Raw genomic sequence first — 25,461 nt, 5'->3', positions numbered from 1 at the left:
AAACCCACTGCTAATCTGAAATAGTGGATTCATCCGATTGGAGTCTGAATCCCATATCTTCGGTGCCAGAATTGAGCTGTTTCTTGGCAATTGTGTTGTTTTTCAACGGAAGTTGTTAACCGCATGGATCGCAGCAGCAGTAATATTGGCTCTTCTGGCAGCCATCATCTGAACAGACCCGCAGTGCCTGATCCCTTGACTTCGAGGGATCAGTCGAATGCTGGTGTTGATTCGATCCAGGTTCCCAATCAGCTGCAACAGGGTGATCGCCCGATCACGACGCCTATTGGAGATCGGGATATTACTAGTGTCGAAGTAGACGCTCCCTCTATTCCCAAGCCATACAGCATGGTCTGCAGAGCCACTGCCAAGCCAAACAGTTCGGTTCCTGAACATACTCTTTTCAGACTGAGAGAAAGCATTACGCCAGAGACTGTTGAAACCGCCAGCAGAAAAACCAAGAAGGAAATGGCTGAGCGAGTGGGCAGGCTCCAAGATCAATTGGGTTGGCGTTTTAAAATGCCAGCTAACTCTCAACAGCTGGAAAGCAACCTGAATGGCAGTGACGGCCATTTGATGACTCTGGCCATGGCCAGATCCATGGTTCACCAGATTGAGGTTATGGAGACAGGTGTTGCTGATGCAATTACTGCCAGTGGCCAGTCGAAAGAAGCCTGGAAGAAGGGGCTTCTACAAAGGCATAAACTGGAGAAAATGCATCGGGAAGTGTTGGCTCTGGCAGAGTTCTACTGTCACTTTTACCCTGAGCCCACAAAGCCGGAAGAGAGTATTCCCTACTCAGACAAGTTTGATCCAATTAGAGAACTGGATGAGCAATTCCGAAGGGGAAAGCTGGATTTGCCGCCATTGGTGCCCACACTCTCGATTCCCAGACCCCCGGAAGGGCCTGCCTTGTCCATACAAAGTCTGGAGTTATCAAAGGTTCAGCAGGCAGTAAAAAATCTCAGGAAAGAGAAAGAAGAACTGGGTACTGAGCTGCAGCAGACACGTAAGCAGTTAACTGAGTTGAAGGAAGAAATAGAGGCTCTTAAACAGAAGGAAGGAACAATTCCTGAGAGTGTTTCGGAAAGACTGGATCAGCTTGAGAAAGAACATGCGGAATTAAAAGGCGCACTTAAGGATAAGGATCGTAAGTTACGGCAGAAGCAACATCAAAGTATAAATTTCAATGGTTCTCCGTCAGGAGCCAGTGGATTAGGGGGTACAGATGCTCCGGATACCAGGTTAAATGAACTGGAAGCCCTGAATAGACAGCTTCAACTCCAGATGAATGAGCAAACCCGAATGCTGGGTGAAAATGGTTTTACTATTTCACAGCTCCAGACTCAGATGATCGCTTCTGGTCAGCATATAGATAATTTGCAAAGCCAGCTTCAGGCGGCCTCTGTGAATCATGAACAGTTTGCTCAGCAGGCTTTTTCTGCTTTGGAACAGAAAAATCAACAGTTACTGCAGCTACGGCAGGAATATCTGGACAGTTACCAGCAACTTGAAAATGAATTGGCGCAAGAGAGAGACAGGCTGGCAGAGATTCAGCAGAGCTACAAGAATGCTGAAGAGAGAGTGGGCGACTTGTTCAGGCAAAATGGTTTACTGCACCTTGAGATCAAATCTCTCAAGGAGGAGCTTGAAGAATTAAAGCAAACAGATCCTGTGAGGGTGGAGCAGCTTGAGAGACAGGTGAAAGATCTTACGGAGTCTCAAGATCGATGGATCGTGGCTCATGTGGATGTATCTGAAAAGAAAAAGCATGTTGAAGAAAAGGCTAGGGAACTGGAAGAGCGGCTGAATAATATCGAAGAAATTCATAAACAAGAGATAGATCAGCTGCAGAGAAAATTTGAAGAAGTTCAGAATAGGGCCATTTCAGCAGAGGATGAGCTTTTTGCCTTGGAGGGTGACTATCAAGGTGCGCTAGCTCGTGAAAAAAGTCTGAAGAAAGAGCTGAGTGATACTAAAAAAGATCTTCGTGACAAGGTTAAAGAGCTTAAGAGGCAGCAGTCCGAGTTTGAGGTGAAAGCTCGATCTTTAAAAGAAGTTCATCTGGAGAGACAGAAATATGACCGTGAAATTAAAGATCTTCAACAAGAAATTGTTGAGCTCAAGGGCCAGGTTCGTAGTGAAAAGTTTTTAAAGTCTCAGGCTCTGGAAGAAAAAGCCAGGTTTGAAAAGTTGCTGGTTACTAAACAGTCTGAACTGGAAGCGTTGCAACAGAAATATGATGTTGATTTAAAAGATCTGGATGAGCTGCATGTGCAGTTGGATGAGGCCAGAGGGGATATCAGTGCTCGCGAGGAAACCATTAAAAGACTTGAAAGTGAAGCGAAAAGGCTGAGAAAGGATCTGGAAGGTCAGTTGTCTCAAAAAGATAAAGAGTTAACGGATGTACGAAAAGAGTCGCGAAGGCTAAAAACAGAAAGGGATGATTTCGAAACCCGACTGGGTAAAAGCGAAGCCAATGTCAAACGGCTTGAAAGTGATCTGGTTGGAGCCAGAAAAGCCAGAGAGTCTTCCGAGACCAGGCTGAAAGAGCTTCAGAAGCAGCTAAGGGAGGCTGGTGAAAGTGATTCTAAAGAGAAAGATGGGCTCAGGGATCAAATAAAAGTTAAAGAGAAAGCCAGAGAGACTGCAAGAAGGGATGCTGATCGATATAAGAAGGAACTGGAGGTAGTTAAAAGCGAGCGCGATACCTACAAGCGGCAGAAGGAAATTGCTGAGAGTCAGCTTTCTGAAGCCAGAGATGAGATTAATTCTCTGAAAGAACAGGTTCAGAGTTTACAGCTCATTCAGAGTAGCAGCTTGCAAGCGAGTCAGTCACATGAGGATGAGATGGGACTGATCAGAGAACAACTCCGTAAAGCAGAGCAAAAACATCAAAAAGAAAAAATAGCATTAGAGTCAGAGGTCGAAAAAGCCAAAAGCTCAGAGAAACGGGTACAGACTCAACTCAGAAGTAAAGATAGGGAGCTTAGTGAGTTACAGTCCAGATTAGAGAACACCGAGCGTGAACTTAAGGAAAAAATAGCAGGCCTTGAGAAAAATCTTCGATCAAAAGATGAAGATATTTCTCAAAGAGATCAGGAACTCGTCGTTGAGAGAAGAAAAGTTCAGGAGCTAACGGTTAAGAGTTCTGGGCTTGAAGAGGCGAAAGGTCAGCTCGAATCTTCTCTGGAAGACCTTCGTAGTGAACTTGAATCAACTCAAAGGGCTACTAGGTCATCCAAAGAAGAAGTGATTGAATATACAAGAAAACTGCAAGAAGCAGAAGATAAAGCAGGTGACCTGGAAACCAAGCTTGAGGACGCAAAGGGAAAGGAGAGGGCGGCGAGAGAGCATTCAGCGATTGCCGATGAGACTCTTCCTAAATTGAAGGGTGCGTCAGAGCGTTATCAGAGAGAACTTCAGTTAAGCCAGCAGGAAGTGATTCGATTAAAGGGTTTGCTAACCGGTAAAGAGGATGAGCTTGCAGAAGCCAAAATCAAGGAAAACACACTCTCATCCACGATCTCATCAAAAGATGACAGGATCCGTCAGCTTGAAGAGGCGGAAACTCAGTTTAGAAGTGAAATTGAAAAGGCGAATAGACGAACTCAGGAAAAGCAAGAGAAGGTTAATGTTCTGAGTCAGCAAGTAGATGAAAAAACACACACAGTTGAACAGCTCACGTTCCGAATTCAGAAGCTCACACCTGAGAAGGAGTTAAGTGACAATAAAGTAATTGAGTTGGAAGGAAAAATTCAATCTATTGAACGAGAAAGAGATGAAGCAAAGCAAAATCTCCTGAAAGCTGAGCGTAGCTTACAAAGTGGTAATGATACTGTTGAAGTTGAAAAAGCCAAATGGGAAAGTCAACTCAAGGAGTCAAGAGCCAGGGTTTCTGAACTTGAAGGTCGTCTTACAGAAGTTGAAAAGAAGAGAGACCACTTTAAATCAGAGTCAAACGCTCTAGCTCACCAAAGAGATCAGGTAAAGAAAGAGCTTCAAGAACTTCAGATCAGTGTAGACAGCCTGAGAAGTCAGCATGCCCTTGAGATTGAGAGACTCACAAGGGAGAGGGGGGAGTTCAAGCTTGAAGTTGAGGCTCTTCAGCTTAAAGCTGAAGTTTCGTCAGCAGACTGGGATAAAGAGAAAGCAAGAATCGAAGAAGCCAAGGACAAGCTCTTTGGCGATTTAAAAAACCAGCATGATCAGCTACTTGAAGTCAAAAAGCAGCTTGATCAGGAGCTTCTTGATTCTCAGGAGGAGGTCAGGAAGACAAAGTTTGAGTTGTCTCAGAAAGACTCCACGCTTGGACAAAAAGAACAAAGAATTGAGTTTATTAATGAACAGTTAGCTTCTGTTCAGCAAGAGCTGTCACAACTTAAGGAGACTTCAACCTCATCAAGTAGTGAACTTAGAGCCAAAGTCACTCAACTCAACAAGGAAAAGAGTGAGCTTGAGGCGAAGTTACAGAAGGAAGAAATGGCCTGGGATCTTGAAAAGGTAGACTTAACCCGCAGAGCGACAAAGGCAGAAGAAGAACGCCTTAAGTTTGAAGAGCAACTGACTTCCATGAAAGACCGTTTGGAAGAAAGTCAGGCTAAAGCAATGAAGCTGGATGGCCAATTTTCAGAATTGACCCGTAACTATGGGGCGTTGGAGATAGATATAAAAAATATTACCGGTGAGAGGGACCGGGCTCAAAAAGACTTGCAGAGACAAGGAGAGGAGTTGAATCTTGTAAGAGGCAGCTTTGAACAGGCTGAAATAAAGCTGAAAGCTCTGGAGAGGCTGCTTGACGATGAGAAGAGGAATCGGTCAATAGAGGTTACAGACCTCAAAAGACAAATTAGTCTGGCTGAAGAAAACAGGGATCACTTTAAAACGCTTTCTGAGACCGCAGAAACACAAAAACAAATACTGGATAGAAGGGTTTCCGAGCTTGATGAGTCGCTCAGGAACAGTCAGATAGAAGCTTGCAGATTACAGGGTAATATTGATGATCTGAATGTTAAGCATGAAAGGGAGTTGAAAGAGGCTCAAAGTCGTAGCAGCCAATTGGAAAAAGATCTGGCTCTTCAGGAAAAGAGACATAAGCATGATGCTTCGGGCTGGAATGAAGAAAAAGAGCGTCTTACAAGTTCGCACGAAAGGGTTGTTGTCGACCTTAAAGGGCAGTTGGAAAAACTTCAGAATCTGAAAGATGAGGTAGATAACAAAGTTTCGCAGCTTGAACTGCAAGGCAAATCGAAAGATCTTGAATTGCAGCAAAAATCTCAAGCTCTCGAGGTGAGAAAAGAAGAAGTCGGTCGCCTTCAGAGTGAGACTGAAAGCTTGAGAGTTGAGTTAAAGACCTTAACGGATCAAGCTAGGGAAGCAACGTCAGATCATACTCTTGCTTTGAAAGAGAAAGAGCTTGCCAATCAGAGATTAGTCCAGAGTCTTGAGAGAGAGCAGGGTGATCGAGATAAGGAAAAGAGAAAGCTTGAAAGAGATATCAGTAGTTTAGAGTTAGAGAGAAACGGTTTGCAGACCCGGTTGACTGAGCTTCAGGCTATGAGTATGGAAAACCAAACACTGTTGTCCACAGCGAGTGAGTTAAGAGAAGAGCTTCATAGTACCCAGAAAGAGCTGGACAAGCTAAAACAGAAAAAGGAAGAAGTGGAGCAACACTCAGAAGAAGCGCTTAAGGCCAAAGCGACTATGCAGAGCCAGCTGGAAGCAGAGCAATTCCGGGTCAGCACACTCACAGAAGCAAAAAAGGAGTTGGAAGCGGCTGTCCGAGATAAAGAGAAAGCTCTGGAGGTTAAGTCTTCAGAACTGGCGACAGCCAGTGAGAACCTGCAACGCGAGTCTGACCAGCTTAAGCAGCTAAGACTTCAGGTTGTCACAGACAATCACAGTGACTCAGGCAACGAGTCAGATACAGCGTCCACTACGGGTCTTTCCAGGTTGGAGTCTGTCAGCTCCACGACCTTCTCCGATCTGGCCAGTCCATCCTCCGAAAAAGCTTTTGATCTCACTAAAGGACCCAAGGCAGAAATTATGCCCAAATGGACTGAAATTGGGCCGATAGTTTTAGAGATCAAAGATGAAACCTACGCTTCTCTGGGGCCGGGCACTCTAGCCATACCCGGGTTGATTCAACGAATGAGAACGGCCTGGCATGAAGTGGCTTCCGAGCAGGAAATGATGGAAAAAGAGTTAGCCGTTTATCATTTCACCAGCCTCGATGATCTCCCCAGCAAAACGAACTATAGATCGAGAGTGAAAGCGCTCCATGAGAAGTTTCTGAAGCAGCTTGACTCCGTTGACCATGACTATCAGAAAGCAATAAGTTCAGGGGCTACATCAGAGGCTACATCAGAGGTCCCTCTCACAGATGACTTTACGCGTCAGATTGAAATGACCAAAGCCCTGACCCGGGGCAATATTCTGATCCTTGGAAAGAAACAGGATGATTTTCAGGAACAGGTAGCAAAACTTGCGTCATCTCTTGAAGCATTGAAGCAGAAGGATCCAGAGGCCGGTCCGGAAGACCCTGAAGCCATTGTTAATTCAGAACTGACCAATATGACAACGATGCTATCGAAGAATCCTGGTGATATTGGTACAGAGTTTTATACACATGCTGTCTGTGCCATTGTCAAATCAGCCTCGGAGCGCCTGAATGAGTCCTGGAGAAAAAAGGTAGCCACCATCAGGGACGTTGACGAAGGACACCGTGCTTTACAGCAGTACGAATACTCGCTTCAGCGACTGGCTCCTGAACATTTGCCGCCAAAGCTCAGGGTCAGCGTACCTGAACAAGGTCGTCTGTTTTTATCGAAGCTGGTTGAAGGCCGAAAGGCAGAACTTGAAGCCAAACTCGACGAACAGTTGGGTGGAGGGCATAAGGCGCTTGCTGGAATTACATTAGAAGAGCAAATGCTTAAGGATTCGAAGATCTGTGACAGGTTGTTAACTCTGGTGTCCAGTTTGCAAGCACAGCATGAAGGGATTACCAAGCAACCTAAACCGACAAAGCTATCAAAAGATACAACGCAATGGGTTGATTTCAGTTACGCAGATGCTTCTCTGGTGGGGCTCAGCCAGATCCGGGATGAGTTTGAGTTACCTGCTACACCGACCATGGCTAATGTTCTGAGAACCCTTCAAAAGGAACTGAAAAGCCCCGGCTCTCTTGTGTTGGCTATTGCAGTTAAGCAGCACAAAGAAAATTATAAAACAGGAAAAGAAAGAGAAACACGTCGACGCAAGTTAGAAAAACAATGCACAGAGTTGTTGGCTGAAGAAGGGAAACTCAAACCAGAACAGAAGTTGAGAGGGGTGTCTCACGATGCTCACTATCAACGTCAAAAGCACCCTCATGAAGCAGAAATTGCCTGTTTTCAGCCAGACTCTCCTGTTCCTCTGGTAGAAGTTTCAGAACATGTACAGCCACAGGCTGGCTTCAAATGCAGTGCTCTGGCCAAGAACCCTAACTGTCTCATGAACAGTTTTATGGATGGTTTCAGTAAAACCGCTGTCCATAAAACCAGCATCGTTACGGGCGATCAATATATAGAACTGTCTGAAGGGGCCAAATGTCAGCCTTCTTTGGTCTTTTTCTCTAAAGATGGCAAGCATTGGAATATTCAGCTGGATGGTCGGACCTGGGCTCTGGATCCCGCTTTTCTGCATGATCATCCGAATTATGAGATACCTTTCCAGATCAACGCTGAAGGGAGAGAAAAAAAACGAGACTGGATTCCGTTGAAAAGTGCTTCAGGCCAAACCGTTATTCTGGTTGCTCAAAAAACACCTTTAAACCAGCAGTGCTACATGTATGAGCTGGGCTCTAATAACCAACTGATTCCTATTCCAGTTCAGGGGGGAAATGTCAAAGCAGAGTTAATCAGGGCCAACTTACTGAGTAAAGCATGTTTGCTCAAGCCTGGAAGCCCAGTTTTGTCGAGAGCACATCCGAATTACTCCAATGAGGTTACAGATATAGATTCTCTGACGAGGTCCTGGTTACCGAACGTTTCCACTCAACAGTTACAGAGTTGTTATCTGGAAGTGGTTCGTGAAGTTGAGAGTAAAGTACTTAAGCCCCCGTTTTCCTGCACTCCCTGCGATGGACGAGTCAGAAGTCTGCCTGTTGAACTTCCTGTACTTAGGAAAGTAGCTCAGGAAAAATCCAGGAAACCAAAAACAGGTGCTCACCAAGAAACGTTCCATCCAGAACAGTTTACGGGCTTTACGGTAAACGCCAGTTTTGGCCATGTCAGCGATTCGTTTCTCAAAGCCAAGAGGGATCTGCTGGATGAAAGTGCTCATGGTGTGAGTAAAACACTGGAAGGACAGCAAAAAGCTTTTCAGGAGCAGGTCTTTAAAAACCTGTCGGTTTACTCAGGCTGTGAGTTGAAATCATCAGGAGCGCAAAGGCTGCCTGACCCAGTCACCTTAAAAGCCAACAGGCAGACAGTTCTAAGCAATTTCGAAAAGGTCATCGTTAACAACAGAAAACATTGCGTCCGTACACTTCAGCTGAAAAAAGCCCTTGAAAGTGGTCTGGTCAGCTATATTCGAAATGCTTCCGAGAATGACTTGAAAGGTTATTCAGATGGAGAGCTTCTGGATCATGCTATCCGTAACTTTGAAAGGGGATTGGCTCCCGGAGGCGACGACGTTGACGGATATATCAAGCGTATGTCGCAGTTGATGCTGGTGGATATTGATCTGGAGCAGAGCAGTTTGATTGGTCAGCGTCTTGAAGCGCTTCAACATGAGCTTGTGGGGCTGGACTTTGCTGCCTTTGAGCAGGTGAATGAGCCCCATGAATACACTCGACGCTGCCAGGAATGGAATCTGAATATGGCGCTTGTGGCCTCCAGACAAAACAACTTGAATAGCAGAATAAGCAGTTACGAAAACAGTTTGCTGGATACAAAAAACCTGGCTCTGCTGTCTTTTGAAAGACGGCACCACATTGTTCTTTCGTCAGATCAGGCCGAAGAACTTGCCGTCACTCTCGAAGGTGTCAGCCAGTGGGCTAAGGGTCGTGAAGTAGCGATGATGTCTCATAAAGGGACAGGGTACGGTAAAAGTACACTACTACTGGCTCTTACCGATCATGCCTGTGCTCAATTAGATGCTGATATAGATGCTGATACCCACCGGTCGGTTATCGTTATGGCTCCCAAGACTAACCAGGCTGAACTGGATAAAGGATTACGGGAATACTATGCCCGTAAGGGGCAGAACTATTGTCGACTGAATCTTGAAGCCAGTTTTGCACAGCCCTGCGAGATATCAGTAGCCAAACTGATCGAAGTTGAAAATACCCTTCTGGGACTTCCCGCAAATACACCACCTGGCTCTAGAAAATCTTTGTTGGTACAGGGAAGAGTTCCAGTAGGTGCTTCAATCAATGATGTCCAGATTTTGATGCACCTTAAGCAGGCTTTGCTCGATGCACAAGGAATGATTCAAGACAAGCAGGCCATACTGGCGAAAGTGGATAACTGTCTCGATTTACTAAGAAACTCAATGGTGTTTGCGGATGAGTTTGACAGCGCAATGGTGCCTCACACCGAAGCAGAACTGATTTCTGTCGCTCAGTCGGTGCAGACAGTTATTTCGGGACTGGGATATGACTTAGAGGTGGAGCCAAGAAGTATTAACCTTAAGCATTCAGAGTTCCTGTTTGGATGTAAGGCACGGCATTTACTCTCAGCAACCTTGGGAACATTGTATTGTGCGGCTCTGGCCAGTGCTGCCAGCAGTGTTGAAGAAGTTCGTCAAAAAGCAAGAACGGATCCTGTTACCACCAATCAGCGTTTCTGGCACTTCCTCTCTTTAGCAGAGCCGGTGTTCTTCAAGTCATCCGATGCCGGGAGCAGAAAGAAACTGCTCACTGATGTTTTGCATAGGGTAGGTCCAAAGCCTCAGATTATGTTCTTTGACGGTGCCGAGTCAGGTGAACAATGCACACAAAAAGCTCATGAGATGAGTAGAACACTGAATCAGGCGCGGCTGGCCATGGGCGGTGTCCAGAAATCGGTTATTTATTATGATCATGAAAAAAATCTGCAAATGCAGTACCAGGACGATCCAGTATACGGCGAGGGATCTACGGCTTCAGCAGAAACCGTTACCCTGCTCAGGCGTACAGGTGGACAAAGTACCGATGGTTATCTGAGTAAAGAACAGTCTGTAGGTACAGACATGCCACAAGGTGGCACCAGTGTCGGTGTTTTCCATGGTTTGATTGGACAGGCAGGGGGTGAAGCTAATGAGAATTATCTGGTTCAGCAGCTTGGCCGTCTCACCCGTGACAGTAAAGACTTGCATAAGGCTCAGAGAGTGTTCATGGCGGTTGATCTGGATGCGGTAGAGGGCATTAAGGGCGCAGATAAACAGAAAGAGGCATTTAATGCTGCCTTGAAATTAATGAATGATTCCCTGCAGTCTACAGATAATCTGTTTCCAGATGGAATGGATAAAGCCTCTCCTGCCTTGATGAAAGTGGTTGAGCAAACCATGTCGATTCCCATTCAAAAAACAGAAGAAGAGGGTGGCTATTTAAAGAGTGTGTCGCTTAAAGAAAAACTGGTTGCGACGGGCATAAAGGAGTGGGCAGAACTGGGTCTTTCTCATGAGGCATTTGAGGAACTGGTTGTGCTGAAAACCCGACAGTGGGTTTGTAAAAATGCCTGGCTTGAACTGATTGCTATTGATATAGCCAATCGTGAGAAAAGTAATCATACCCTTAATTGTGAACAAGAGCTGACGCAAGCCAGAACCAATAGCCATCTTGAAAAGGTGTATGCAGAGGAACATCGCTGGCTGAATGAAGACGGTGTCACACTGGTCGACGAATGCAAAATGAAAGCCCATGGTATCCCGGCTGAAGCTGTCCCTGTGGTGACCAATACGCTCAAGTCAGAATTGAAAGGTTTTCTACAGTCTGTTGAAAGGCGAGTTGTTTTGCCGGGAACCGATCAGGAAGATCTGGTTCAGACCGCAGATGCAAAAACGATGCGTGAGGGCCTCACCCAATACTTTAGCCAGTTGGAACGCGATGGTATTCGACTCAGTGGGAGAGACCTGGTGGGAGAAACCAATGAGAAGTTGATTCTAGAGAGTGATGCCGCTTTGGAAGAAGCTCATCTGAGAATCAGAGAACTCTATACTATTGTGGAAAATATAGGGGCAAAAGCATCAGGAAAAGAGTACTTCAAGGACATTATGGACTCGCTTCAGGAGAGTAGAAGAAAGTTGCGTAGATCAGGGGGTGTCCATGAGGCAATGCAAACAGAAGCAACCGTAAAAAGGGCATACAGCAGCATGATGGATGCGGTCATGAAAGTGGTTGTTTACCCAACAACGACGGATGTTCCAGCCATTGAAAAGCAGATTATGACTGTTATCACCGAGTGCGTTGATCTTGATCCGGATTTAAGGCTCTCCCTGCAGAAAAATGGAATTGGTATCGACAGAATCAAAGCTATTGGACTTAAGCCACCTAAAGAAGTAGCGGCCACAAAACAAACCTGTGAAAAGTTCAGGTGGAAGAAGAAAGGTCAGAAGGGGCAGTGGACACTCATTGGAAACACCAAGCAGGCTATTATAGATTGCGATGTTGCCAAAGATCATTTCAAAATTAAAGGCGGTTACATACCTAACATAGGTCGGTTGAATGGTTTGCAACAGCAGGCCTCATCGCTTAAGGGAAGACAGACAGAGCTGGATGATGCCATTAAGCTGTGCAGTCACCCGGTAAAAAAGGAATTCAAAGCCTGTGTGGAAGAGCTGGAGAAGGCAGTTATGGATCAATTTGATCGATTTACCCAAGAGCAACAAAGGATTACTGAACGTGAGCAGAAGTTAATGCTTAAACAGAGCGAGTTGAGACAAAGCAAGCTGTACAAAGTACTGGTTTGATTTTAATAAATAGGGCGGTAAAGGAATACAGATTATGTCTATGGTTCCACGCGGCAAGGAACGCCGGAGTATCAAGCGTCATCAATTGAATGAATATCTGACCGTGTATAACAGAAACACGCTCAGAGAAATGGGCAGCATTGGTAATATCAGCAGTAATGGCTTGATGCTGATCAGTACGGTACCGGTTCTTATTGGAGCCGTTTACAGTATGAGAATAATGTTGCCCGGAAGAGATGAAGAGCATAGCTTTGTCGATTTTGATGCCCGCTGTCACTGGTGTAAGCCAGACGTTGGTCCAGAATTTTTTGATTCTGGGTACAGTATTGTCAATGCAGGGCATGATATTATTGATCTGGTTGAAGCACTCAAGGAATACTTTTCTTTCACTGAGTGCTGATGAGTCAAACAGAGCACACAACCGTACACTTTCGGTTGTAATACCGTGCTTTGTAATCGCCCTGAGTGCAATAAGAGAATTGAATGTCCAGCCAGTCCTCCGGCAGTTATCGGGTCCCAGACCTCTTACCTGGAATCTCGTTTGAATGGGAAACGGAGGTCAAACGAAGTCGTTTTATTGCTTTCTTTTCCAGAGTCACTTCGAGAGCAGAAGCGCTCTCCTTCCAAAAATCTCTGAAAAATCAGTTCCCTGATGCCTCACACCATTGCCTCGCCTTTATTGCAGGGCCTCCTGAAGGAAATACTGTCCTGGGATTTGATGATGATGGTGAGCCCGGCGGCACGGCCGGCAAGCCCATGTTGAATGTGTTACAGCATCGTCAAATCGGTGAAGTGGCGGCTGTTGTGGTACGCTACTTTGGAGGTATCAAACTGGGAGCTGGTGGTCTGGTTCGAGCCTATGGTGCATCGGTTCAGGCGGCCAGTGAAGTCTTACCTTTGGCTCAATGTGTTCCAATGGTTCAGGGGACTGCCGTGTTGGATTATGCTAATGAACAGACTTTTCGACACTTGCTTGAATCTTTTACGGGGCAAATTATCAGCTGCGACTATACCGATAAAGTGGTTATTTTGGTTGAGCTACCTGAAGCTACCCGGAATGATTTTACGTCCAGGGTTACGGAATTCCTGAAGGGACAAATAACATTGCATTGGCAGGAATGAACATGCTGAGAAGCTTCTACTGGCACGATTATGAAACATTTGGAACCAACCCTGCGACGGATTGGCCCTGCCAGTTTGCGGGCATCCGAACCGATGCCGAGCTGAATGAAATTGGCGAGCCTCTCAATATTTTTTGCAAACTCCCGCAGGATCATCTGGCACACCCCATGGCTTGTCTGGTCACTGGCCTGACTCCACAGGTGGTCAATAAACGGGGTATGGTTGAGCCGGAATTTATTCGTCAGATTCATGGGGAGTTGATGCAGCCCGGAACCTGTGCCGTTGGCTACAACACCCTGCGATTTGATGATGAAGTCACTCGCAACAGCTTTTATCGAAACTTTTATGATCCCTATGCCAGAGAGTGGCAGAATGGCAACAGTCGTTGGGATCTGATCGACCTGGTGAGGCTGACCGGGGCATTGAGACCAGAAGGTATTGTCTGGCCAAAACGGGAAGACGGTTTCAACAGTTACAAGCTGGAAGACCTGACTCGGGCGAACGGGATTGATCATGGCGATGCACATGATGCTCTGTCCGACGTGAGAGCGACGATTGCTATGGCACGACTGATTCGTGATCGGCAACCGAAAGTCTTCAATTTTATTTTGAACCTTCGCAACAAGAGAGACGTTGCGCATCAGCTGAGCCTGGTGCAAAAAGAGGCTGTGGTTCATATTTCCGGTATGTTTGGTGCTGACCGTTATTGTCTTGCGGTAGTCATGCCTCTGACCATACATCCGATTAATCGCAATGGTGTGGTGGTCTACGACCTTTCGGTATCTCCGGAAATTCTGATGGATCTGTCGGTAGAAGAAATACAGGAACGATTATTTACTCCCGCAAAAGAAGGGCAGGACAGAATTGCTCTGAAAGTGATTCATACCAATAAATGTCCAGTGGTTGCTCCTCTAAAAGTACTAAGATCGGATGACCAGCTGCGACTGGGTATTGACCTGAGTACCTGTTTACGAAACAGGGACTGGTTACTTCAACACCCTGAGGTTATGGAAAAGGTTCAGCAGGTGTTTGCTTCTCCACCTGAAAATGCCATTAGTGACCCGGATCAGATGATTTATTCGGGTGGGTTTTTCTCTGAAGAAGATAAAGAACGGATGCAGGTAATCAGGTCTTCGAAGCCTTCCAGCCTGGCTCGTTTAGGCTTTTCTTTCGACGATGCTCGATTGGATGAAATGCTGTTTCGATATCGGGCACGGCATTATCCAGAGACACTGGATACCGAAGAAAAAGGTGCGTGGGAATCTTATCGAAAGCTTCGATTGTCAGACAGTGACAACCGGATACTGGGCTTTGGCTCGTTCTGGCAGGCTATGGATGAAGCCCGAGGGATGGCTTCTGTCGCACAGCAGTCTCTACTTGATGAACTGGCCGATTACGTCAGGGGGTTGGAGTCTTCTGCTTGCTGAAATGAATCAAACAGCTGCAGCTCCTTCCCCACGGATCACCTGGTTGAAGTGCTCGGCCAGTCGGCCATAAATAACAGGCTTCTCGATGTAATCAACAGCACCGGCCTTGATGACGGCAACAGCGGTGTGCACATCATTGTGATGCCCGAGAATGATCACAGGGATGTCATGTTCGCCTTCGTTCAGGGCTTCCAGAAGCTGTATGGCTTCCTCGCTTTCTTTTTCATTCGCAGCAATGATGCAGTCAGGGTTTACGCCCTGCATAGCTGTCAGCAGCTCATTGTTGTTGCTGAAACATTCCAGCAGCATAGACTTTTCATCACACAGGCCACGGATGGTGTCGGTAACATTCGTATCCTGTTCCAGTAGATACACGGTAGCTTTTGTTGCCAAGCTCATAGGGGCAGCCTTGATGGTCAATTCAATAACAATACTTGAGTAACACGCCGTGATACCGTTTCAGGAGGGTAAAAAGATACCCTGCCAGAAGTTGGAACCTCTGCTGTTAGTCATGCTCTGCAGAATGACCTGTTCTTCTTAACACAGGTCATTTATATCCAACAGAGCGTTATCAGGCAACGAAAGAAAATATCCAGTTGCAATAAGGCAGATGATTTTTCTGAAATGATCGGTGTTCTTGTTAATAAGTTTTTCAGTAACCTCATGGTAACCGAAAATAGTTCCGCTCATTTAAGAAAAAATGAATTTCTGCCTTCAGCGCTCTCATAGCGTAATAGGAGTTTAGGATTAGACTCAAAATTGCTGAATGGAGGGATGTACTAGACGTTGTACGGGGACTACCTAAAAGGCAGCGCAAGGCTTCGCAGGGAATAGATAGATAATGAAGGGGGGGGGGCGGACGAGCGTGCAATGGACTGATAAAACAGTGTGCCAACCCTTAGTAGTAGCGTGTTGATCCGGGGCGTGATCCAGAAAGGGCGCCCCGGGTTTATCTGATCAGACCTTGAAGTTAAATTCGCCTTCGAGGTGATCTTTGACCTGCATGACCTGGCGAACCAGGTGAGCCAGGGATTTGGTGCCCATTTTTTCCATCACGCGTGAACGATGAATTTCTACAGTTCTCTGACTCAGGTTGATGTCGGCAGCGATCACTTTGTTCGCTTTGCCTTCGACAACATGATGAAGCACTTCACGCTCACGGTCGGTCAGCGTAGAAAGGCGACGAAGAATCTCTTTGTGTTCAAGCAGTTCACGTCGCTGCTGTGCATCCAGCTTCAAGGCGTCGTTAATAAGATCCAGAAGTTCCTGATCGCGGAATGGCTTCTGGATGAAATTCATTGCGCCATCCTTGATAGCCTGAACGGCCATTGGCACATCACCGTGTCCGGTAATGAAAATAATAGGCAGAATGCAGTGCATTTCATTGAGCTTGCTCTGAAGCTCAAGCCCACTCATTCCTGGCATACGAATGTCCAGAACAATACATCCCGGACGGTTTTCATCGTAGACTTCCAGAAACTCAGCAGGTGAAGAAAAGGATTCTACTGTCTGTCCAACAGATTTCATCAGCATTTTCAGCGAATCACGCACAGCCTCGTCATCGTCGATGATGAAAACGGTGGGTTCCTGCTTCATATCCTGTTGCTGCATAACGACTCCACTGTAACTGTATAAAAGTTGCCGTAAACGGATTAGTAATCAAGCGCCGTCAGGCAGGAGAAAATTTGCGAAGGTAGAACCACATCATTCATTCTTTTGCATGCTTAACGGCTGTGGAATTCGATCTCAGTGTAGCAGAGGTTTTTAACAATGCCTTGGAGGAGTTGTGCTTCACGCAAACGCTCCGGTGTACTGCTTGTTGCCCCTTTTACAACTTACACTGAGTGGGCTGCTCTGCCTGGATTTCGGTGGACAGGTACTTGCACACTGCAACTCAGTATACTGAGCTTGTTTTTTCGATGTCCGATATTTCCAAGTCGTAATTACGTTTGAATGGTTCAGTTGATTTCGCTTTCTACTGATTGCCTCACGAAATACGCAATCTTATAGAAAAAATTATACATTCCAAGTGGTAAAACTACTGTCAATGTTCATTAAATGTGAGTAAGCAGGTAGAAAGGTAGGTTTTAGGCGATAAAAAATGCGGTAAGCCGTACACCCCAAGGGGAGGGAGGGTAATATTTACAAGACGATTGCCTTTGGAGGGTGCCCCAGTAAACTTTGCTGTTGAGACCCTTTAAGGTAATCATATTTTCTGATTTCAGGTGTTCAACCAGTAAGTTTTCTCACTGTGACACTATAGATTTGATCCGTATCTCTGCCTTATGGGGTTTGAGCAGATTTTAATCATAAAGCTTTTCTACCGGTGTTTTTGGGTTGAGTACTGCGAGAGTACCCAACCATTAACTTCTACTTCTTTAAGAAGCAGGTTTAAGCTTCAACATGTTCGATAGCTTAAGTCCGACAGATTCCTGGAGTTCTTCATGGTTGTCAGAAGAAGGGGTGTCAGGTTGTATGCTGAATTCACATCCTATTTTGTTATCTGACTGAACCGTGAGTGGGGTTCCGTCAATGCATGTATTTTTATATTGATCACCACTGAAGCTTGAAGTGACTCCATTACACTCTGCTGAGAGCGTATCTATGCCATTCCATTGGCTATTGAATGTGCAGTGGCTTTGCATGTCAGAAGTAAAGTTTTGCAAGTCACACTCTAGATGACCATTCTGATTACTGATTGTGGGAATGCCAGTAGGGAGTGGAATCTTATAGTTGGCGACGCAGGCGGCTCTGACTCTGACACTGCTTTTGTGATAGCTGCCACCGTCTGCATCCATGCAGAATGCAGTCAGCGTCGTGCCATCATAGATGGGATCCTTGCAGTTGGTCACCCAGGATCCGCCGGGTGCGGGATTGTTTACCATACAAGTCAGCTGGCCGTTGTTATTGGTTAACCCTGGTGGTGGCAGCTCACCATAATCATCACCTCCCTGCCAGCAGGCATTGAAATAATCTATAGAGCTGGTGATCTGCTGCTTACTTTCATTGGTGCACTGGGCTTGCAGCATTGCAGAGTTATGATCCCATTTTATATCTTGGCAACTGCTACGGTAGGGACCATTGGGAAGACCATCATTCTCGACACTGATGTTAATCCTCTGACTGCCAAACGAGAAGCTAGCTCCGCCCTTTTCCACTTTAACCTGCGTTTCAATAGAGTCTGTATTGTCGGTAAATTCTACCGTGGTTCTCAGAGCATTAAGCACGATATCGGTTATTCTTGCGTCAGCTAACAGGCTGCAGGACAAGGCTTGGGAATGGGTTTTGGTACAGTTCAGGGTATGTTTATCGAATTCAAGATCACTGATAGTAACACCACTGCCTGAAACCGAGAGAAGGAAGGTAGTACCGGCAGGACTTTGAGCTGTAGATATGGGGACTAGATCATAGCTGATATCACGGCTGTAGGAAGGGCTGCCCATGATGACATGAACGGTTAAGCTGGTATCTGTGGGGTCAGAAGCGTTCGATAATAGCTTCTCTTGATGACTGCCTGCCAAGCTATCGTTTTCAGAAGAGTGCTTGCTTTCAACCGCTCCAATGATAATTCCTGCTGCAATAGCTGCACCTGTCGGAATATTGGATGTATTGACTAAATAGAATTTGAACTTTTTCGGCTGTGGAAGGGCAAGGCTATTGATTTGTCCGGTAAAGGAGTAGATATAGGGGATTTGTTTTTGAGCACCATCAGGCTGAACGTTGATGGCAAATGTCTTCTGTCCTCCCGGATGAATGTATTCTGCCGGATTGTTAATTTCTTTAAAGTCAAAAGTAATCATCTCATCATGGTAATAGGTCACTCCTGGGGGCTGAGCATGAGGGAAGCTTATATTGTCATTACCAAAGAAAAAAAACACAAAGCGATTGGCTGACGATGGACCCTCGTTGCTGACGGTTATTTGTTTGGAGCCTGGTGAGGATGAGTTATACAGAAAGTATCGCTTTTTTACGTCAGGTGATATCTCTGCTTTGGGAGGCATGATAAATGCCCCTATATGAGTTCCATCCTCATCAATAATGGTCGTATCTTGCCTCACATCTTGATTCAGACCATCGGGGAAGGTGCTGAACGTGACTGATACAGTGGAAGAAGATACAGGAGGCACTTCCAGTGGGCACGCAATCTCAAATCTATTATTGGCCAGTTTTTTTGGCGCACAAGGGCCTATTCCAACACCCGCCTCTACAATGGGCACTTTGTTTAAATTTAAATTGCCAATATACCTGTCAAACAGCTGACCCGTGCAAGGATTCTGGTCTTGTTCGCAGTCATAGGTAACTCCCAGTGTAACCAGGCGTCCAGGGATGTAATCGTCATCGAACGCTGATGCACCGAGATGCATAAATAAAAAAATATACTGGTGAATAATGTAAGGAAGCTTTTCATACTGATACCTGAATTTTTAGGTGTTATTCGTCGTTTAAAAAAATGTGTATCAAATAACGAACATTGCAGTATTTTTGAGGGAACATTGTACGGTCTAAGTGGGCTTGTGAGTTTGCCGGATTGCGCTGACATTGACTTTGAAGCAGGAGATGGGCTCTTCTCAGCCTCTGAGAAATCTTAGAAGAAAAAGTATAGTTACGTCAGGATGAGCCGTAAAACTCAGTTCGAACTTTGTCTGGTTAATAAGTGGCTGTAGTTCTTCGTGGAGTATCGATGCATGATTTTCTCCACAAAGCTGATCATGCTATTCAGAGTGACGATCATTATGAGTACTCTGAAAGTTTGTGCCACTTTTTTTTGGGGGGGGCTTTCAGCTTTGAGTAATGGGCCTTGAAACTGGATTGTATTGAATGATTGAGAGTATGGACAGAAAGCAGGGAGTTCGGGTTTGTGACGTTGTCAGTTGAGCAGTGTGAGGGTTGGCGTACAGCTTAGGTAGGACGAAGATTCTGCATCGATTGGTATTGGAGTACAAAAAACCGCACCTGTTACAGTGCGGTTTTTCTATGGATAGAGCGGTTATAGATGACTGATTTTGACGATCAGTGAATCTTGCTGCTCAGATCCAGTGGTGCAATCATGTTTTCTGGCTTCAGGATTTCAGCCAGCTGCTCATCAGTCAGCAGACCTTCTTCCTTAACCAGATCTACCACACGACGACCTGTCTTCATGGCAGTCTTGGCAATGCGGCTGGAATTCTCGTAACCCAGGTATGGGTTCAGAGCAGTCACCAGACCTACAGAGTTGTACACGTAATCCATGCAGATGTCTTCGTTGGCAGTGATGCCTTTAACGCAACGATCAGACAGCATGAACATACCGTTGGTGAGCTGTTGGATGGATTCCAGAATCTTGTAAACCAATACTGGCTCAGCGTAGTTCAACTGAAGCTGAGCCGCTTCAGAAGCCATGGTCACTACCAGGTCGTTTCCGATAACGTGGAAAGCGATCTGACTCATGGCTTCAGGGATAACTGGGTTAACCTTGCCTGGCATGATGGAAGAACCTGGCTGCATTTCAGGCAGGTTGATGTCGTTAAAACCACACAGAGGACCGGAAGAGAGCAGACGCAGGTCGTTGCTCATCTTGGACAGCTTAACGGCCATACGCTTCAGGGAGCTTGAGAAGATAACAAAAGCGCCCATGTCAGAAGTGGCTTCTACCAGGTCACCTGCCAGAATCATGTTCTGACCGGAAATCTCAGACAGATATTTAACAGCCAGAGGGGCATAGCGGTTGTCAGCAGTGATACCGGTGCCGATAGCAGTACCACCCAGGTTGATTTCGCACAGCAGCTTGGCCATATCCTTGATACGGTCAATGTCTTCACCGATGGTGGTGGAAAAGGCACGGAATTCTTGACCGAGGGTCATCGGTACAGCGTCCTGCAGCTGGGTACGACCCATTTTCAGAACGTCTTTGAACTCTTCTGCTTTAACGTCGCAGGCATTCTTCAGGCTCTTGGCAGCAACAACCAGTTCGTTGTGCTTCAGTACCATGGACAGACGCATAGCCGTTGGGTAAACGTCATTGGTAGACTGAGCCATGTTCACGTGAGTGTTCGGGTGCAGGTGCTCGTACTGGCCACGGCGGTAGCCCATCAGTTCCAGTGCACGGTTGGCAATGACTTCGTTGGCATTCATATTGGTGGAAGTACCGGCCCCACCCTGAATCATGTCAACAACGAACTGGTCATGCAGTTTACCTGCAATGATTTCGTCACAGGCATCAGCAATTGCATCAGCTTTGGCTGTATCCAGCATTCCCACGTCACGATTAGCCAGTGCGCAGGATTTTTTCACCATGGCCAGAGCTTTTGGAATGTTCGAGAAGTGGTTCAGCGTGACACCGGAGATGTTGAAATTCTCTAAAGCGCGCTGAGTCTGGATGCCATAGTAAGCTTCCTGAGGTACAGGAGCTTCACCCAGCAGATCATGCTCGATGCGGTATTCGTTCAGATCAGTATTATCCAGTGCCATTGATGTATCACCATTAATAAGGAATATCGGCAACAAGAGGTGGAGAATCGGGTTGATCGCCACCTCAAAAAAACAGGGTTAGTCTGTTCCTGCTTAGAACTTCCAGCAATATGAAATTCTACCTATCAAACTATTACAAGTGTCATCATTTAGGATGTTAATAACTATCGGTAACAGGTGATGGGCTCTGCCTTTGACTATTCTTCTAATAGGATGTCAAAGGCAAATTGCTAATGCTACTGAACCATATTCCAGGTCTGCTATTCAACCCCAGAAATGAGTGGTCTCTGATTCGCTCTCGGTTTGATCAGACAACCCCTCTGGCGGCATTGAGAGATTTACTGATCCTCTCGTCTTTGCCAGGAATCTGCTCATTTTTCGGCGCAGTTTACTTTGGTTGGTCGGCCACGGGTGTGACACCTGTCAGAGTTTCGGCAGAGAGTGCTGTGTTGATGGCATTTTTTTCATGGCTGGCGATTTTTGCGGCGGTGATCATGATGGGCTTTTTCATTCACTGGATGGAAAAGACCTATGGCAGCCGCCGAAGCTATATGGATTGCATCTGCTTTTCCATTTATGTCTCAGTACCTCTTTGTCTGACCGGGATTGGCGGTCTTTATCCTTCTATACCCATAACCATGATGTTGATTCTGGCAGGCATTAGCTGGTCTTCCTGGTTGCTGTATCTGGGAACACCTTTATTTATGAAAATACCTGAAGAGCGCGGCTTTCTCTTTGCCAACTCTATTGTTTGCGTCGCACTGGTTATGCTGGTCTCTATGAAAGTGGTCACTGTCTTTTTCTGGGAGTTAGGGCTGGGACCGGAATTTATTCCTGATTAAGGAGCCAAAGCAATGGATGGCAGCAAGCTCCCATCGGGCATACAGCCAACGTCAGTAAACCCTCATTCGGCTGCCCCGGATGTCAGAGAGACCGAAGAGGTCAGGCACAGCAGTCGCCTGAACAGAGCCGTCAAGGCCATCAAGAATGTTCTGAAAAAGTTGCCGGGTAGAAGTCACCGGGCACCCCGCAATATCCCCCTTCAACAACGTCAGGTGTCTTCAGTCAGTCAACCTATACCTAAAATGATACCGGGCAACCTCCGTCCTCAGGCTCAGGCAGACAGTATCTTCAGACAGGTTGGGGATGTTTATGCCAAGGTGAAAATGGGGCAGGGTGACAACCCTGAAGTACAAAGGGCTTATCAACAGGCAAGGAATCAGTATGAAAGTGCTGCCCTGTCTGTGGCCAAAGAGGTACTCAGTGAAGCCCGACAACAGCCTGATGGTGGTGAACTGATACTGGAGATGAAAGATTTTATCCAACAGCATGAGCAAAAGATTCATCAGAATTATGAGCCTGTGACGGAAGAAATGGTTAAAGATCTAAGAGCACTCCCGCATCGACTTTTGAATGAGTTATCTCTGAGGAATGTAGATAAACAAGTGGCTGGCGAAGTGTTCAAATCTCATCTTCAGGAAAGCAGGGATTCTCAGACGCTGTTGAATCATTATCAAATCCCTGTATCGGATGCTGAAGTATCGGTTCCGGGAAGCACTCACGATCACAAAGAGCTATTCAAGCTGCATAAGTTGCAGTTTGGCTCTGCCAGAAGCGTTCTTAAGAATGAAGTGCAATCGGCTTTGAGAGAGGGACGTACAGAGGATGCAGCAAAGCTGACCAAGCTGGATCGACAGTTATTGAATGAGCTGAGAAGACTTCAGCAGACCGTTCAACTGAAAGGTGATGAACCGGTCAGCAAGGAAGAGATGCATAAGGCCAAGGAGCATTATCCGAAAATCTTGCAGGATGCTTTGGTTTCAGCAGGAGTGGATGAGCAAGTGGTGGCTGGGGACTTCAGGGCTGCCTATGTGGATCAGTTGAATAATCGCCCCTGGAAAACAATAGAGAAGTCCTTTTCACAGGCGGGTGTTGAATATACATCAAGACAACAGCCAGCGGCTGAAATCAAAGTGCCAGAGTCATCACAGGGAGAAGTGTCCCGCCTGTATGACACCGACTATGAAGGCCATGGAACCAGTTGTGTTGATACTAAGAATACCGATCATGCTTCAAACCTGAATCGAAGTGATTTCTCCATCAATAACAAGAATGTCTATACCGGAATAAGGCACGGCATCGCTGATCCATATGGCCTTAAAGGGAAGCCGGAGCTCAAGGCTGAAGGGGGTAAAACCAAGGCGAAGGAAGTTCTGCTTTCTGCCCTGGCCACCCGGCCTGATATTTTTGAAGCAGCTTTGGCTGCAGCCCAGGGAGGACCTGTGCCCACCCTGACGACTACATCTACCTCATTGGTCACCACCGGTCTGGGATCCGGAAAAGAGAAAAAAATGCAGAAGGCCCAGAATGAGGCATTCAAACATTTTACTGATCCATCTAAACAGCCTGTCACTCTTGAATTGCCTGGACCTGATGGGCAGACCAGAAAAATCAAACTTAATTTCAAACAGGCACGCTTTAATATCCCGGTGAACTGGGGTGGTGTCGGTGGTGCCTCGTTGGTAACCGGTGGACGAAAGTTCCAGAAAAAAATGAACGATCCCGCTATGGAAATGCTGGTAGGCAAACCTAATAAAGCCGGTGTGACTGGTGGTATGGCAGGTGACTTTCTCAGTGCTACATCAAAGAAAGATACAGCCATCAGAGAGCAAATCAGGGAAGCCAAGAGTGTGGGCAATATGGAAAAGGTTTCAGAATTGAATACTCAGCTGGATCAATTAAACAAAGATCATCGATCCGTGCAGGATCTTACGGCACAGATTCAGGACATCTACAAAAAGGGTCAACATCATCACCACCATCATGATGCCTACAAGCTTGCAGCCAGAGTTGCACTGTTGACTCATAGGGTGGGCGGTGTGCCATTGTCCAACTGCAAAAGTGGTAAAGACAGAACGGGTATGCTGGATGCTGAAATCAAATTCCTGGCAGCCCGGATTAATCAGGGAACCGGACAAGTACCAGAGCCTGGTCCCATTGTAGATCCTGCTGACAGGGCGCTATTCCAGAAAATACTTCAGGAGAGTGGCAACCTTGAAGTTCAGGAGCAGAACGTGGGTGTTCGGGGGTATAAAACCGAAGGTGTTAAATCGATTACAGAGAGAGTGGGCGATCCTGCCATTCGTGAGGAAATTCGAGGCCTTTCCAAAACAGTAGGCTCCTGAATCTTCTTTATCAACTCGTCAATCTTCAAAACAGAATCTGAATTTACTGCTATATCTTCTCTAATAAAAATCGGATGAAAGAAGATTTGGGGTATGTTTAGAGTCAGTCTGATCGTTCTTTTATTGCTGGTGAGTCACGGAGCTTCTTCAGTAGAAAGCTCTCTATCAACGGATCTTCATGAGCTTTTCAAGTACTCCGTCTCCAATCCGGAGGATTCCGGAAGAGTGCTTGACTCTTTAAAACTGATTCCAGGTCATACCGCTATCCTGGCAAAGCCAGCCCGAAGACCCTTTGATTCCAATATTTTCAAACTGACTGAGGAGGAAACCGGTAAAACAGTCGGTGTGAAAATTCATAGATTCAGCGTATTTGGAGTACGCTTATGAATTGCTTCAGGGGGCCATTCTTCAAAGGCTTTTTCATACTGTCCATGGTATTGGGTTTGTCCCGGTGGTCGGTGGCGGAGAACACCGAAACCAATCCCTTTACTGCGTTGGAAACCCGAATTGAGCAACAAGCCCCGAACTGGTGGCCTGTGTATCAGGTGGTTCAGACCGCTATTCAGGATCAGCGGGTGGAAGACGCCCGGCTGCTATTGGACAGTCTGCTGAACGATCACGCGGAGGACGAGTCGGCGTTCCAGCTGCTGGGCCCCCGCGCCCTGTGGCTGACCCCCTTCCCTGATTGTGCCGTGCTGAATGCCCTGTCAGAGACCCCCGCCCCCTGGTTGTCAGGATTCCAGCGATTTTGTGATTACCTCACCGAGCGCCGTCAAGTGTTGGATGAAGTTGGGTCGTCCACGTGGTACAGCGGGTTGCAATGGCTGTTCGGGATCAAAACCCGGCAGGCCGTGTTGACGGAACAGGCCCTGACTGATCTGGAAACCTTTCAGACCCAGCAACCGGATAGCCTGCTCCTGGCCGGGCTGACCCATGTTCTGAGGCATTTGAATCACACGCCCCAGTGGCGCAGGGAGCAGTTCTGGCAGGACTGGCAAGCCGAGCACCCGGAAGTCGATATTGCCCCCTATCGATGGCTGTGGGAGGCCCTGTCCCGGCAGTGGCTGCCGACAGCGGTCAGTCAACAGCGCAAAGGGGCTTTCCTGATGCCGGGGGCAGAAGGCCAGCCTGCTTACCGGGATGCGAACGGACTTTGGACTATCCCGGTGACATGCGGATGTCCGGGAAGGTGCTGTCCGGGACAGGGACATTCAGGGTCTGGTTATCGGTTGAGCGTAAAACCCCGTACTTTGAGTGCGGGGGTGTAAGCTCGTCGGCGATAGCCGACTAATGCGGTGTTCTCTGCTGCTGAACGTACTGTTTGATGACTTCTATAGGAGCGCCACCGC

At 46.7% G+C, this 25,461-nt stretch carries 12 protein-coding genes; 8 read left to right on the top strand and 4 right to left on the bottom strand.

All coding sequences use genetic code 11. The features are described from left to right. Nucleotides 1-123 precede the first annotated feature (123 nt). From ACR2PX_RS13520 to sbcB, 4 genes are all read left to right on the top strand, one after another. Entirely contained in the window at nucleotides 124-11,931 is an 11,808-nt protein-coding gene (locus ACR2PX_RS13520) for a hypothetical protein (RefSeq protein ID WP_433999879.1), read from the top strand. Nucleotides 11,932-11,965: 34 nt separating this feature from the next. Continuing rightward, nucleotides 11,966-12,331, top strand: a complete 366-nt coding sequence (locus tag ACR2PX_RS13515) for a PilZ domain-containing protein (protein WP_433999878.1) — start codon at nucleotides 11,966-11,968, stop codon at nucleotides 12,329-12,331. Nucleotides 12,332-12,414: 83 nt separating this feature from the next. Further along, nucleotides 12,415-13,053 (top strand): YigZ family protein, encoded by a 639-nt coding sequence (locus ACR2PX_RS13510; protein WP_433999877.1) that lies wholly within the window; start codon nucleotides 12,415-12,417, stop codon nucleotides 13,051-13,053. 2 nt (nucleotides 13,054-13,055) lie between these two features. Continuing rightward, nucleotides 13,056-14,480, top strand: coding sequence for an exodeoxyribonuclease I (gene sbcB, locus ACR2PX_RS13505; RefSeq protein WP_433999876.1), 1,425 nt, complete (start codon nucleotides 13,056-13,058; stop codon nucleotides 14,478-14,480). 6 nt (nucleotides 14,481-14,486) lie between these two features. Here sbcB and ACR2PX_RS13500 read toward each other — a convergent pair whose 3' ends face one another. From ACR2PX_RS13500 to aspA, 4 genes are all read right to left on the bottom strand, one after another. Beyond that, on the bottom strand, nucleotides 14,487-14,879 hold the full coding sequence (locus tag ACR2PX_RS13500) for a response regulator (protein WP_433999875.1): 393 nt from the start codon (nucleotides 14,877-14,879) through the stop codon (nucleotides 14,487-14,489). Nucleotides 14,880-15,437: 558 nt separating this feature from the next. Beyond that, nucleotides 15,438-16,091: a response regulator transcription factor gene (locus tag ACR2PX_RS13495; protein WP_433999874.1), complete on the bottom strand. Its 654-nt coding sequence runs from the start codon at nucleotides 16,089-16,091 to the stop codon at nucleotides 15,438-15,440. Between the two features lie 767 nt (nucleotides 16,092-16,858). Then, entirely contained in the window at nucleotides 16,859-18,844 is a 1,986-nt protein-coding gene (locus ACR2PX_RS13490) for a hypothetical protein (protein WP_433999873.1), read from the bottom strand. A gap of 646 nt (nucleotides 18,845-19,490) precedes the next feature. Further along, a complete protein-coding gene (aspA, locus tag ACR2PX_RS13485) occupies nucleotides 19,491-20,927 on the bottom strand; it encodes an aspartate ammonia-lyase (RefSeq protein ID WP_433999872.1) in 1,437 nt (478 codons plus the stop codon). A 233-nt stretch (nucleotides 20,928-21,160) separates the two neighbouring features. Between aspA and ACR2PX_RS13480 the strand changes: the two genes are divergently transcribed. The 4 genes from ACR2PX_RS13480 to ACR2PX_RS13465 all read left to right on the top strand — a co-directional run bounded on the left by ACR2PX_RS13480 (nucleotide 21,161) and on the right by ACR2PX_RS13465 (nucleotide 25,380). Then, nucleotides 21,161-21,769 (top strand): Yip1 family protein, encoded by a 609-nt coding sequence (locus ACR2PX_RS13480; RefSeq protein ID WP_433999871.1) that lies wholly within the window; start codon nucleotides 21,161-21,163, stop codon nucleotides 21,767-21,769. A 12-nt stretch (nucleotides 21,770-21,781) separates the two neighbouring features. After that, nucleotides 21,782-24,112 carry an inositol phosphate phosphatase SopB gene (locus ACR2PX_RS13475; protein ID WP_433999870.1) on the top strand — a complete coding sequence of 777 codons (2,331 nt, stop codon included), beginning with the start codon at nucleotides 21,782-21,784 and terminating at the stop codon, nucleotides 24,110-24,112. Nucleotides 24,113-24,205: 93 nt separating this feature from the next. Next, complete coding sequence (locus ACR2PX_RS13470; RefSeq protein WP_433999869.1) at nucleotides 24,206-24,499, top strand: hypothetical protein; 294 nt, start codon at nucleotides 24,206-24,208, stop codon at nucleotides 24,497-24,499. Continuing rightward, nucleotides 24,496-25,380 (top strand): hypothetical protein, encoded by an 885-nt coding sequence (locus ACR2PX_RS13465; protein ID WP_433999868.1) that lies wholly within the window; start codon nucleotides 24,496-24,498, stop codon nucleotides 25,378-25,380. Before ACR2PX_RS13470 ends, ACR2PX_RS13465 begins: the two co-directional genes overlap by 4 nt. Nucleotides 25,381-25,461 lie beyond the last annotated feature (81 nt).

It is taken from the genome of Endozoicomonas sp. (assembly GCF_051008435.1).
Taxonomy (GTDB): domain Bacteria; phylum Pseudomonadota; class Gammaproteobacteria; order Pseudomonadales; family Endozoicomonadaceae; genus Endozoicomonas_A.
Note: the sequence above shows the minus strand (reverse complement) of the source record. Positions and strands in the feature narration are given on the sequence as shown.

Excerpts from the sequence above, each read along its gene's own strand:
- ACR2PX_RS13520 (WP_433999879.1), top strand. The coding sequence starts at position 124 with ATGGATCGCAGCAGCAGTAATATTGGCTCTTCTGGCAGCCATCATCTG.
- ACR2PX_RS13515 (WP_433999878.1), top strand. The coding sequence starts at position 11,966 with ATGTCTATGGTTCCACGCGGCAAGGAACGCCGGAGTATCAAGCGTCAT.
- ACR2PX_RS13510 (WP_433999877.1), top strand. The coding sequence starts at position 12,415 with ATGTCCAGCCAGTCCTCCGGCAGTTATCGGGTCCCAGACCTCTTACCT.
- sbcB (WP_433999876.1), top strand. The coding sequence starts at position 13,056 with ATGCTGAGAAGCTTCTACTGGCACGATTATGAAACATTTGGAACCAAC.
- ACR2PX_RS13500 (WP_433999875.1), bottom strand. The coding sequence starts at position 14,879 with ATGAGCTTGGCAACAAAAGCTACCGTGTATCTACTGGAACAGGATACG.
- ACR2PX_RS13495 (WP_433999874.1), bottom strand. The coding sequence starts at position 16,091 with ATGCAGCAACAGGATATGAAGCAGGAACCCACCGTTTTCATCATCGAC.
- ACR2PX_RS13490 (WP_433999873.1), bottom strand. The coding sequence starts at position 18,844 with ATGCATCTCGGTGCATCAGCGTTCGATGACGATTACATCCCTGGACGC.
- aspA (WP_433999872.1), bottom strand. The coding sequence starts at position 20,927 with ATGGCACTGGATAATACTGATCTGAACGAATACCGCATCGAGCATGAT.
- ACR2PX_RS13480 (WP_433999871.1), top strand. The coding sequence starts at position 21,161 with ATGCTACTGAACCATATTCCAGGTCTGCTATTCAACCCCAGAAATGAG.
- ACR2PX_RS13475 (WP_433999870.1), top strand. The coding sequence starts at position 21,782 with ATGGATGGCAGCAAGCTCCCATCGGGCATACAGCCAACGTCAGTAAAC.
- ACR2PX_RS13470 (WP_433999869.1), top strand. The coding sequence starts at position 24,206 with ATGTTTAGAGTCAGTCTGATCGTTCTTTTATTGCTGGTGAGTCACGGA.
- ACR2PX_RS13465 (WP_433999868.1), top strand. The coding sequence starts at position 24,496 with ATGAATTGCTTCAGGGGGCCATTCTTCAAAGGCTTTTTCATACTGTCC.